The organism is Nocardiopsis sp. JB363 (assembly GCF_900143625.1).
In the GTDB taxonomy this organism is placed as follows: Bacteria; Actinomycetota; Actinomycetes; order Streptosporangiales; family Streptosporangiaceae; genus Nocardiopsis.
In genome coordinates, this window is record NZ_FRFF01000126.1 from 1 (window position 1) to 11,388 (window position 11,388).

Annotated in this window: 12 protein-coding genes, 2 pseudogenes and 1 other annotated feature; of the genes and pseudogenes, 9 read left to right on the plus strand and 5 right to left on the minus strand. The window is 65.0% G+C overall.

The features are described 5' to 3' along the window. A partial coding sequence (locus BQ8420_RS18755) for an ATP-binding protein (protein WP_235006351.1) occupies positions 1-676 on the minus strand: 676 nt, incomplete at its 3' end. Between the two features lie 211 nt (positions 677-887). On the opposite strand from BQ8420_RS18755, the gene BQ8420_RS18760 reads away from it, so the two are divergent. From BQ8420_RS18760 to BQ8420_RS18800, 9 genes and pseudogenes are all read left to right on the plus strand, one after another. Beyond that, a complete protein-coding gene (locus BQ8420_RS18760; RefSeq protein WP_087100443.1) occupies positions 888-1,769 on the plus strand; it encodes a helix-turn-helix transcriptional regulator in 882 nt (293 codons plus the stop codon). Next, positions 1,766-1,960, plus strand: coding sequence for a DUF397 domain-containing protein (locus BQ8420_RS18765; protein WP_369825518.1), 195 nt, complete (start codon positions 1,766-1,768; stop codon positions 1,958-1,960). The genes BQ8420_RS18760 and BQ8420_RS18765 overlap by 4 nt, the downstream gene beginning before the upstream one ends. Before the next feature lie 138 nt (positions 1,961-2,098). Continuing rightward, entirely contained in the window at positions 2,099-2,404 is a 306-nt protein-coding gene (locus BQ8420_RS18770; protein ID WP_160049346.1) for a transposase, read from the plus strand. Between the two features lie 203 nt (positions 2,405-2,607). After that, on the plus strand, positions 2,608-3,702 hold the full coding sequence (locus BQ8420_RS18775) for an IS110 family transposase (RefSeq protein WP_200815985.1): 1,095 nt from the start codon (positions 2,608-2,610) through the stop codon (positions 3,700-3,702). 20 nt (positions 3,703-3,722) lie between these two features. Beyond that, positions 3,723-3,829, plus strand: a sequence feature (AL1L pseudoknot). A 36-nt stretch (positions 3,830-3,865) separates the two neighbouring features. Beyond that, on the plus strand, positions 3,866-4,225 hold the full coding sequence (locus BQ8420_RS18780; protein WP_369825519.1) for an IS3 family transposase: 360 nt from the start codon (positions 3,866-3,868) through the stop codon (positions 4,223-4,225). 512 nt (positions 4,226-4,737) lie between these two features. Beyond that, positions 4,738-6,216: a group II intron reverse transcriptase/maturase gene (ltrA, locus tag BQ8420_RS18785; protein WP_200815986.1), complete on the plus strand. Its 1,479-nt coding sequence runs from the start codon at positions 4,738-4,740 to the stop codon at positions 6,214-6,216. A 106-nt stretch (positions 6,217-6,322) separates the two neighbouring features. After that, positions 6,323-6,655: pseudogene (locus tag BQ8420_RS18790) on the plus strand (DDE-type integrase/transposase/recombinase); the annotation flags it as partial. Further along, positions 6,571-6,891 (plus strand): annotated as a pseudogene (locus BQ8420_RS32835) (IS30 family transposase); the annotation flags it as partial. The pseudogenes BQ8420_RS18790 and BQ8420_RS32835, both read left to right, overlap by 85 nt. Before the next feature lie 738 nt (positions 6,892-7,629). Next, positions 7,630-8,427 carry a class I SAM-dependent methyltransferase gene (locus BQ8420_RS18800; protein ID WP_087100448.1) on the plus strand — a complete coding sequence of 266 codons (798 nt, stop codon included), beginning with the start codon at positions 7,630-7,632 and terminating at the stop codon, positions 8,425-8,427. A 268-nt stretch (positions 8,428-8,695) separates the two neighbouring features. Here BQ8420_RS18800 and BQ8420_RS18805 read toward each other — a convergent pair whose 3' ends face one another. The 4 genes from BQ8420_RS18805 to BQ8420_RS18820 form a co-directional block, all read right to left on the minus strand. Beyond that, positions 8,696-8,875, minus strand: a complete 180-nt coding sequence (locus BQ8420_RS18805; RefSeq protein ID WP_087100449.1) for a hypothetical protein — start codon at positions 8,873-8,875, stop codon at positions 8,696-8,698. A gap of 214 nt (positions 8,876-9,089) precedes the next feature. Beyond that, positions 9,090-9,341 (minus strand): hypothetical protein, encoded by a 252-nt coding sequence (locus tag BQ8420_RS18810; RefSeq protein WP_087100450.1) that lies wholly within the window; start codon positions 9,339-9,341, stop codon positions 9,090-9,092. 104 nt (positions 9,342-9,445) lie between these two features. Then, positions 9,446-10,561: a hypothetical protein gene (locus tag BQ8420_RS18815; RefSeq protein ID WP_235006352.1), complete on the minus strand. Its 1,116-nt coding sequence runs from the start codon at positions 10,559-10,561 to the stop codon at positions 9,446-9,448. Beyond that, positions 10,558-11,376: a thiopeptide-type bacteriocin biosynthesis protein gene (locus tag BQ8420_RS18820; protein WP_235006353.1), complete on the minus strand. Its 819-nt coding sequence runs from the start codon at positions 11,374-11,376 to the stop codon at positions 10,558-10,560. The genes BQ8420_RS18815 and BQ8420_RS18820 overlap by 4 nt, the downstream gene beginning before the upstream one ends. Positions 11,377-11,388 lie beyond the last annotated feature (12 nt).

The following is an 11,388-nucleotide window of genomic DNA, read 5'->3' on the forward strand; positions in this document are numbered from 1 at the left end:
GGATGCGGCGGCGGGCCGTGAACCAGATGGGCCCGGTCTCGGTGCGGTCGTAGGTGATCTCCCACTCCGGGTAGTGCGTCCGCAGGGCGAGGACCTGGTTGACGGAGGCGATGGGCCGGTGCAGGGACGCGAGCGTCTCGCCGCCGCGCAGGGTCAGGGCCTCCTCGCCGTGGTGGGCCAGGACCCTCGCGGCCGTGTCGCGGGTCGGCTCCCATCCGGCCAGCCACCCCCGGTCGAGCAGGGTGGGAGAGAGCCAGGACCAGGACGCCCACACCACCAGGCGGCCCTCGGAGTCGAGTCGGGCCCCCCAGGTGTCGGTGAACGCGTCGACGAGCAGCAGGCCGCGCCCGTGCTCGGCGTCCGGGTCCGGGGCCTGTTCTTGGTGGGGGGCGACCGTCTCGTCGTGGGGGTTGGTGACTTCCATGGTGAGGGTCATCAGGCCGTCCTCGACCAGGTCGGCGCTCAAGCCGACCAACCCAGGGGAGTTGGTGCCTTCACGGACCGCGTTGGACACCAGCTCGCTGACCACGAGCACAGCGTCATCACCCACTGTCTGGGGGGCGTCCGGGGGGACGTGTCGGGCGGTGTACAGACGGCTCACCGCCACAGATCCGGCAACGCACCGCAACGCAGCACAACCGGGCAGCGCCAGGAGCTGGTGTCGTGAGGGAGGCATGACAGTCACCTGCTTGGGTTGACGAGTGACGGAATGATGCTGAACCACCGGTATTCCGGAAGGGTGCCCGCTAGGATTAGAGTCTGCATCGGAATCATCACTTCACGCAAGACTCTTAGAGAATAATTCTCTAAGAAAGTATGCGACAAGTTGGATCGAGCCGGGGGAATGGGACACACTAGAGGCGTCCACCACCGGAAGGTCCCCATCCATGAGCCGCAACAGCGGAACGGTCGCGTCCGTCCCCCGTCGCGTCGTCGCCTACGCCATGCGCGACGCGCGCAAACGAGCTGGCAAGACGGTCACCGAATCAGCCGCGATCGCAGGTCTGGCCCAAGGCACCCTCACCAAGTACGAGAAGGCCGAGAACCCCTTCCCGAAGGCGATCGTCTACCGGCTCGCCGACTACTACGAGATGGACCCGGCCGCACGTGACCAGCTCGTGGAGCTCGCCGGGCGCAAGGCTCTCGGGTGGTGGCAGAACAACCAGCAGATCCCCGCGTGGTTCGCCAGCTACGTCGCCTTCGAGTATGAGGCGGGGCTCATCTTGACCTTCGAAGACGGGGTCGTCCCGGGCCTGCTGCAAACACCGGAGTACGCCAGGGCACTCCTTGGGGCTGATCTGCGGGCAGGTACACCCGAAGAGATCACCGCCCAGGTGGACGTGCGCATCCAACGACAAGCCCGCCTGGCAGCTGACGAACCCCTTCATCTCCATGTTGTCCTGGGCGAGGCCGCCCTGCACCGTCCCGGCGGCGACGCTCAGACCATGCGCGCCCAGCTCGCCGCCCTCATCGAATGGTCGGCACGCGACAACATCGACCTACGGGTCCTGCCGTTCGACGCCGGTGTACACATCAGCAGCGAAACCGCCTTCACCCTCATGCGGTTCCCCAGCCCCTTGCAGGGGGTCCAAGTGCGCGACGTCTGCTATATCGAGTACAAGCTCGGCGCCGTCTACCTCGAAGAGGAAGCCGCCACCGAATTCAGCGAGGTCCACGAGAACCTGCGCCAGCAGGCACTCGACCCCGCAGAATCGGCCCACCTCATCCAACGTGTGATGGATGAGCGCTATATGAGGAGTGATGCGTGAACAGACCTGAGTCCAATGACCTGTCGACCTGGCACAAGAGCAGCTACAGCGGCAGTTCTGGGGGCAACTGCGTGGAGGCCAGAGAGGGGCAGAGGTGCGCGATACGTGACACTGCTCATCGATCATTGGGGACACTGGAGGTGCCCGCTGGCGAGTGGAACGCGATGCTGGGTGCCGTGAAGGGACACTGAGGCGTTGTCGTCCCCGCTGGCCGAATCGGCGGGGACGGCAACGATCCCAGCATGCACGAACGTGGTGTCACACCACATCGAACCACTGTTTCGTGCCGGGTGTGATGGAGGCTCTCAAACCTGGGAAGGATGAGAGACATGCCAGCACCGAGGAAATACCCCGATGAGCTGCGACAACGCGCTACCCGCATGGCCGTGGACGCCCGCCGTGACCCGGCCAGTCATTCCGGGGCCATCGCCCGTATCGGAGATCAGCTGGGCATCAACCGCGAGACCCTGCGCAACTGGGTGGTCCAGGCCGAGGTCGACTTCGGAGACCGCCCCGGAACCACCACCGACCAGGCCAAACGCCTGGCCGAGCTGGAACGCGAGGTGCACGAACTGCGCCGAGCCAATGCGATCCTCAAGTCAGCGTCGGCTTTTTTCGCGTCAGTACCACAATGAGGATAGACCCGGCGGGGTTGGCTCGTTTTTTTGCTGCTCCGCTTTGCGGTGGCTTTTCCGCGATGTGCCACCCTGCCGGGCTCTGCTTCGGGGTTCGCGGGCGTGGCCTGATAGGAGCCTGCCTGCTCAACCTGCCCGACTGAGGCGTGCCCGCCTGCGAGTCCCGTCGCTCTAGCCAGGAAGCGACAGGTGGGAAGCTAACGATGACGGTGGTCGGGATCGACGCGCACAAGGACTGGCACACGCTCGTCGCGGTCGACGAAGTCGGCAAGAGGCTGGCAGAGCTGACCGTCCCCGCCCGGGCCAAGGGGCACCAGAAGATCCTCACCTGGCTTACCCAGTTCGCCGACGTCCAGGTCGCGGTCGAGGACTGCCGGCACCTAACGCGCCGCCTCGAAGCGGACCTGTTGGACGCCGGGCACAAGGTCGTGCGGGTCCACACCCGCTTGATGGCCGGCATGCGCAGAAGCGGCCGCCAGCCGGGCAAGTCCGACCCGATCGATGCCGAGGCCGTGGCCCGGGTCGCCCTGCGCGAGGACGACCTTCCCACAGCCGAGCTCCCCGGCCCGACGCGGGATATGAAACTGCTGTCCGATCATCGTCGCTCCCTGGTTGCCCGCCGCACCGCGCTGCAGGCCAAAGTCCGCTGGTTCCTCCACGAAATCGACCCTGACCTGCACGTGCCCTCCCGCGGCCTGCGCCGGTACCAGCTCCTCGAAGAGCTGCTCGGGTTCCTCGCTGAGCGCCAGGGCGTGATCGTCGAGATCGCCCGTGACCTGCTTGAGGACATCACTTCGCTCACTCGGCGGATCAACGACATCGAACGGCGCCTGGACAAACTCGTGCGGGCTTCACACTCCGCGCTTTTGGAGGTTCCCGGGCTCGGGGCGCTCGGGGCCTCGATGATCATCGGAGAGACCGCCGGTGCTGGCCGATTCACGAACAAGGATGCCTACGCACGGTTCAACGGCACCGCTCCGATCCCTGTCTGGTCGGGCAACAAGGTCCGCGTGCGGCTCTCTCGCGGAGGCAACCGCAGGATCAACACCGCCCTGCACATGGCCGCGGTCACCCAGATCCGACTGGGCAAGGAAGGCTCTGCCTACTACGACAAGCTCATCGCCCGAGGCAAGACGAAGACCGAGGCCATACGACTGCTGCGACGGCGGCTGTCCGATCGGGTGTTCTCCGCGATGCGTGTTGACGAACGCCACGACACCAACGCTGTGGTGAACAGAGCGGGGTCGGAGGACAACGTCACAGGACCGATCGTGGCTGAGCTCCGCTCGGCTGCCTGATGGGGCCGGGTTGACATAGGAGCATCGCGGAGCTCGACCGCCCACACATCAGGTAAGAGCGTTCATCGACATCCACCAGCACCAGTTCGGGGTCGAGCCGATCTGCCGCACGCTGCAGGTCGCCCCGTCCACCTACTACGCAGCCAAGAGTCGGGCCCCGTCGCTGCGCTCACGCACCGATGAGGTCACCACCGCCAAGATCCACCAGGTGCACGCTGACAACTACGACGTGTACGGGGCGCGTAAGGTCCACGCCGAGCTGAACCGCCAAGGGCACCGGGTGGCCCGCTGCACGGTCCAACGGCTCATGAAACGGGCCGGACTACGCGGGATCAGCCGGACCAAGGGACCGCGCACCACGATGGGATCCACAGCCCCGGACATGCGCCCCGACCTGGTGGAACGAGCATTCACCGCCGATGCACCCAACCAGTTGTGGGTCGCTGACATCGAGCGCTGCGATGCGCTGCTGAACCCTGCGGTGATGGAAGGACACCGCTCTTGGCCTGTCGCAGCGGGCTGAGGAAGCTGGAGGACGGCCGCTGAGCCCGGCATGGAGCTCGGTGGCGGAGCGGTCCTCGACAACGACGGGACGTCCCAGCACTGCCAGATGGGGCGGGTCCGGCTAGCGAGACGGAGAGGCATACGCAAGGAACCAGTGGCTGAAAGCCCCACAAGACGAATCCACCGACCCCGAGCCTGGCGGGTATGGGTCGGGTTGCACTGCGCACCCGCGTTGGAGCTTCGGCGACGACGTCGGGCAACTCCTGGGCTGGGTGATGTCGCCGGTTGGGAGGCCACGGTGAAGGACTGCGGCGTAATCGTGGCGATGGTGCTGGGGCATAACTGGGTGCCGATCCCGTCGAAGGGTTTCGCAGTGAACGTAGGAACCGTCCTGGTCTCGCCGGGAACATGCCGCGACCAGCGGCAGGAGCCCCGGCTGGGCACATGGTCTGCCGAGCGGGCCAGGGCGGGGCGGAGGACCCGTAGTAGTCCGAGGGCGGGAAAGCCGTCCACATGGCGAAGGGGTCCAGCGTGATCAGCAATCGCACGAGCACGAAGGGAGAAGCGCCGGTGAACACCGACGCTCCGTGGCCCGAGCCTTCCCAGGCATGGGCGCGGGTACTGACAATGCAGACGCGGTTGCACCGTTGGGCGAGGTCCGATCCTGGACGTCGTTTCGATGATGTGTTCAACCTTGTCCACGATCCCGCGTTCTTGGTGGCTGCCTGGACGCGGGTGCGGGACAACAGGGGCGCCCGCACCGCCGGGGTCGACGGCCTGGCGCCGCGCGATGTTCCCGGCGAGCGGGTGCTGATCGGCCTGACCCGACTGCGTGAGCAGATCCGGACCGGGACGTTCAGCCCGCAGCTGGTGCGCGCGAAGTCGATTCCCAAGGCGAACGGCAAAGCCCGGACGCTGGGGATCCCGACGACGGCGGACCGGATCGTGCAGGCGTCCTTGAAGCTGGTGCTGGAACCGATTTTCGAGGCGGACTTCAAGCCGTCCTCTTATGGGTTTCGGCCCAGAGGCCGTGCGCAGGACGCGATCGCCGAGATCCACTACCTCGCCTCGGGCACCCGCGACTACTCCTGGGTGTTCGAGGCCGACATCAGCAAGTGCTTCGACATGATCGATCACGCTGCGCTGATGGCCCGGGTGAGGATGAGGATCAAGGACAAGAAGGTCCTGCGTATGGTCCGGGGGTTCCTCAAAGCTGGGGTTTTGTCCGAGGACGGATCCCGCCGTGAGACGATCACCGGCACCCCGCAGGGTGGCATCTTGTCACCGTTGCTGGCCAACATCGCCCTGTCCGTCCTGGATGAGTACTTCGCCGCCAAGTGGGCGGCGCTGGGCCCGGAATGGACGCGCGTCAAGCACCGGCGGGCCGGTGGGCCGGTCATGAAAGTGATCCGTTACGCGGACGATTTCGTGGTCATGGTCCACGGGCAACGTCACCACGCAGAAGCGCTCTGGGACGAAGTGGCAGCGGTGCTCGCGCCGATGGGGTTATCCCTGTCGGTCGAGAAGACAAGGGTCGTCCACATCGATGATGGGCTCGACTTCCTCGGGTGGCACATCCAGCGCCGCCGGATGAGAGGTCGTGGCGGCAGGACGGCGGTCTACACCTATCCCTCGGCTGCGTCATTGGCCAGGATCAGGGACAAGGTCCGCCGTCTGACCCGCCGGGCATCGCATCGCACTCTCGCTGACCTGCTGCGCCGGTTGAACCCGGCGCTGCGGGGCTGGTGTGCCTACTTTCAGCACGGGGTCTCCAAGGCGACGTTCTCCTACCTGGATCGATTCGCTTTCTGGCGGATCGTCGGTTGGTTGAAGAAGCGTCATCCCCGGCTGAACATGCACACCTTGGTCCGTCGTCACCTGCCCGGATGGCAGATTCGTGACGGTGGGATCGAGTTCTTCCGTGCGTGGAAGGTCCCCGTGACCCGATACCGCTACCGAGGAGCGAAGATCCCCACGCCCTGGACCAGCGCAGCGACCGCAGCGGCATGACCACGTGGAGAGCCGGATGCTCAGGAATGGGCACGTCCGGTTCGGGAGGCGGCCAGCGGAAACCCATTCCGGGAAACCGGGACAGGGCGCCGCTGGCCGACCTCACACCTACATCCGCACCTGGGCCGGGTGGGTCTACGCCGCGTTCGTCATCGATGTGCACTCCCGCCGCGTGGTGGGCTGGCAGGTCTCACGGTCGCTGCACACCAGCCTGGCCTTGGACGCGTTGGAAATGGCAGTGTGGAACCGTCAGCACGTCGGCCGGCGGATCGACGGGTTGATCCACCACTCCGACCGCGGCGTGCAGGGCGGATTCAACTGGTCGTCGCAACACCTTGATTGCAAAGGTGTGCGATGGGACGCAAGAAGAAGCAGACACCCCAGGCGCCTGCGCGAGCGCGACGACAGTGGGCAGCAGATCGAGCCCTACGGCCACTGATGCGCTCACCCGGTCGCCCGGAACCCTCGCGTGCGGTCCAGCGGGACTTCTGGCGGCGGATCGCGTCGGGTGTGACCACGGTAGAGGCCGCGCAGGCGGTTGGTGTGTCTTGGCCGGTCGGGGCCCGCTGGTTCCGTCACGCTGGCGGAATGCCGCCGATCAGCCTGGATGAGCCCACGGGCCGGTACTTGTCGTTCGCCGAGCGTGAGGAGATCGCGCTGCTGCGCGCCCAAGGGTGCGACACAGAGGGTATGGAGCCTTGCGGATAGTGGTGTCTCGACAACTCCATGATCCTTTGGGTCCGGGCCCGTTTTCACATGTCAGAATCCGGTTATACCCTCGCGAGCCAGTCAGACCTGGCGTTCCTTCCCTCCCCAATAAACCGCGAGAACTCCGGGCCCTGCACGGACCCCTCAGTAGTGAGTTGGGGTGCCGTGGGCATGTGCCCACGGCACCCCTTTTCATTGCTCCAAACCACCAGGCTCCAGCACTCCAACCAAGAGAACATCTGGGGCCAAGCAAGGAATACAATGAAGCTCAACTCTATACACAAGAGCGCCCCTTATGTGGCGCTTTCTGCGATTGCTTGGGCGGTGATCTGGGTCGCCCCCTCGCGCCTGGTGGGGGAGTCGCCTAGCGAGTCCTGCAGATTGTTCATGCGCCCGCCGTTATCAGCGGCGGGCGTTCGTGTGTCTCATTGACCCGTCCTCGGGCGTGCTTGGGGTTCTACACGCCGCAAGAGGTGTTCCACAAGCAGCTATTGCAGGGTCGAGACAAGGGTGTTCCTTCAACGAATTGACACCATCGACCCCTGTCGAACAGCAACTCCTATGCGGCCATCGTGACCGTAACGATGACGGATCCATCGCCTCGGAAGCCAGCGGAGCCCACGCCCTGGAACTGTGGGCCAACAACCAACCCTGATCAGCTCAAACTGAGCTCCTGCACGATCTTGACCAGGAACACTAGACACCATGAGCCACCACGACCCTGCGGCACTCTTCGCCTCGACTGCGCCCTATTACCACTACCGGGCCGGATACGACCCCAACTTCTATGAACTGCTCACCGATCGCTTCGCCCTAGGCGCCGATACCCGGGTGCTGGACCTGGGCACTGGCATCGGGGTCCTTGCTCTGCCCTTGGCCGAACGAGCCGGACAAGTCATTGCGATCGATCCCGAACCAGGGATGATCGCCGAAGGCCGATCCGCTGCCGAACGCCGCGGACTGTCCAACATCACCTGGATCCAGGGCGACTCCACCACCATGCCCCACATGGAGCTGGAGCCCGTACGTCTTGTGGTGATGGGCGCGGCCTTCCACTGGATGGATCGCGACCAGATCCTCCAGGACCTCAACACTCTGGTGGAACCTGACGGTGGTGTCGCACTGGCCTCAGGAGGGTCGCCTGGAGACATCGACCCCCCGAACTGGAAAACAGTGGTCGACGAGGTTCGCATCCGCTACCTCGGACCACAGCGGCGCGCTGGAAGCAGTACCTACATCCACCCCAAGGAGCGGCACGAGCAGGTTCTGGATCGCTCTCCCTTCTCCACCGTGGAGAAGCACACATGGGACCGCATCGTCACCCGCACCCTGGACGAAGTCGTGAATCTCCAGTACTCCTACAGCTACTCCAGCCCCGCCCAATTGGGCCCAGATCAGGCAGCCTTTGACTCTGATCTACGCGCTGCCCTCGCCGAGCACACTCCGGACGGTGTGTTCCACGAGCATGTGCGTACCGAAACCATCGTTGCCACACGACCCTGAGCACCCTCACCAGGAAACCTTTCCACTGTGCTGGCGGGGGTCACAAGAGGCTTCACCGATCGGCCCCGCCCAACCTGTTCAACCTTGTCCGGGCCACCGGGCGGGGTGTGCTCAGCCAGTGTCCACGACCCAGGCCAACGACGGCGACGGCGACGGCGCCCTGTCTGTCAGGTCGGTTGTCGCATGGGTAAACCGTGTGGGGAAAGGGCTCAGCCAAGGCTGATGGAGACGCCACATCCCCAGCTGGATGGCCAGGAGCATTCTATGGTCACTCCTGCAGGTCCACATCGACCCCGCGGAACAGCCCCGCCTGTCGGAGCCGTGTTTGCGCTTCCCGCGCGACGTGTGGCCCCAGATCCTCATCGTCGGGCAGGCCTTGTTCGATGCGGAACTGGGCTTCCTGCTCAGGGGTCATCGACAAACTGATATCGAACTCGTGCGCGGTCATGAGGCCAGCGTAGTACCGGACACTACGCGTTCTCAGGCTCGCACGTTCTGGAACACACCTCGTTCATCACAGTCCCGATTTAGTTCGCACTTAGCTGCGGGTCGCCTCACGGCAGATCAGGGCCCGAGATGAGTGTTCGTGGGTCGGCGAAGGACATGCGTGCGGCAGCGCGGGCGAGCCCAGCTTGATCAGAGGCGGACAGCCCTATGCGGTTTCAGTGGAAGAGAGCGTGATGGGTGATGACGGCGCGGATGCCGCGGGTGAGCTCACCCGCGTCTGCGAGGCGGCGAAGCGTGCGGCCTGTGCGCTCGAACGCGGTGAACCACTCATCGGCGTAGGTGAGGGGACCAGTAGCACGCCACTCGGTCCCGGGAGCGGTGTCGACGGTGATCAGCGTCTGCACAGCGGTGGCGAAGTTCTGAGGGGCGGTGCTGACCTGGGGGCGGTGGGCGGCGATGCTGCCCACCCCGACCGCGCAGATCGCGAGGGTGAACCACCGGTTCCCTGTCTGTCAGCGATGAGTTCGTCAACGATCTCGGTGTGCACGTGGGATGAAGTCCTACCCCGAGTTCACTTTGTTTCCATTCCTCGCAAGTATGAGTGGAGAAGCCTGCTCGCCTGGTTACAGGTGTGCTTCACACGCGCCTCCACCGCAGAGGTGTCTTCGGTCCCATCCGGTTGTGCTCGTGCGACCCGCTCTCGCAGGCGCTGTCTTTGGCCTGCGTTCAACCTCGACTCGATGACCGGTGTGGCCAGGACCGTGGAGACGGCATGTGCGTCATCCACCCGCACGACCTCGCTCACGACATGGCTTGCTAAAGGACCATGTTCGGGAGCCAGCTCACACGCGAGGGCCCCTAGACGCATGGTGAATACCGACCCGCCGGACTCGGTCGGCAGGCGCAGGATGGTGTCGGCCATGTCTGTGGCGGCCTTGGTCGGGTCTTGTCCGGACACCAGCTTGGTCGCGGTGACAAGGCAGGCGGCCACAGCATGCTCCCAGAGCCGTACACAGTCGGTTCGAGCAAGCATTTGGGTAGCGGTTTCGGGGTCCTTGCGGTGCAAGGCGGCCAACACGGCGACTTGGCGGCCATCCAGCAGCCGGGCACCGATGCCGTTGTAGCGGTGAAGGTGGTGTGCCACGTCCGGCCACCGATTGGCCGCGCACAGAGCTCGGGTGCCGTCGGCGAGCAGGATCGCCCAAAGGAAACGGCGTAGCTCGGCGCGTTCCTCATCAGAGGTGACGAGTGCACCCACAACGCACACACGTCCGAGTATCTGTACCGGTTCGCTGTGGTCGGTGGCGGCGAACAAGGCCTTCAACATGCTGTACGCGCCAGAAGGATCCCCGGTACGGATGGCCAGGCGGGCCAGGTTCACCAGTGGTTGCAGGGCAAAAATCGCTACCTTTGCCGTTAAAGGTGTCGTGGGCAGGAAGGTCTCGTACTGCTGCCAACACAGTGCAGCGGCCAGATCCGGGTTACCGATGTCGCTGGCGATGAGTGCCGCTTTGTTCATCGACTCGCACGCACGCGTGATCCCTTCCTCCGTGCCAGGGATGTGCTCTGCCTGATGGAGAAGGTCGTGGAGTTCGGTGAGCCGTTGTGGGAGAGGGAGCGCCGCAGGGCGGGGGCGCGGTACCAACGGCAGGTACCGAAGCGTGGCAGGAAGCACGGTCGCGGTCATAGTCCCACCGTTTCGGGGTCGAAGATGGTTCGGGTCGCGGCATGGGAGAGCACCGCCTGTTCCGAGGGGGTCAGACCTAGCCGGTTCCAGTGGAAGATGACCAGATGCGCCAGCACACCGCGCAGCCCACGCTGCAGTCGGCCTCGGGCGTTCAAAGAGGCCAGCGTCGCCCCACCACATCGGAAAGCACCCGCCCAACGGGCGAAGCCGTCGAACGCCCCACCCGCGGAGAAGTGTGGGGCGTGGGGGCCGGGGTCCACGCTCAACATCCGGTGCACCTGTCCGTAGACCCGATCCGGCAAAGGGGCCTTGGAAGGCAGCGGCCGGAGGGCGGCCACACGATCCCACACATCTCCTTGCTCGAAGTGGTCCAGGTCGGCGGCGCGCATGAGGGTGTGACACAGCAACAGCGACACTTCCCGTCGACGGTCCGGTGAGGTGGCGGCCAGAAACCGGATCAGGTGATGGGTATCGGCACACCACAGAGAGTGGGCCGCCTCCATCGCCTCTGAGCCGCCGAAGGCCCGAACCTCGGGTTCGTACACCAGCGGTGTCCACCCCGCGATGATCTCCTCGCGGACGAGACTGTTCAGGACCGCACCTATCTTCTCCTGGGCGAAGGCTTGCTCCTGCGGGGTGCTCGGGAGATGGATCCGGCACCGCCAGGCACCCTTCTTACGCATCAGGAACCACGGGTGACCGGCGCGTTCCAGGGCCGGGGCCACGTGGTGGATACCCGTGTGTTCAGTGGTGGTCGGGTCGGGGAAGTCGATGTTGACCTGCCACCACAGGGTGTCGGTGGGGATGTAGGGCACGGTCGGCTCTTT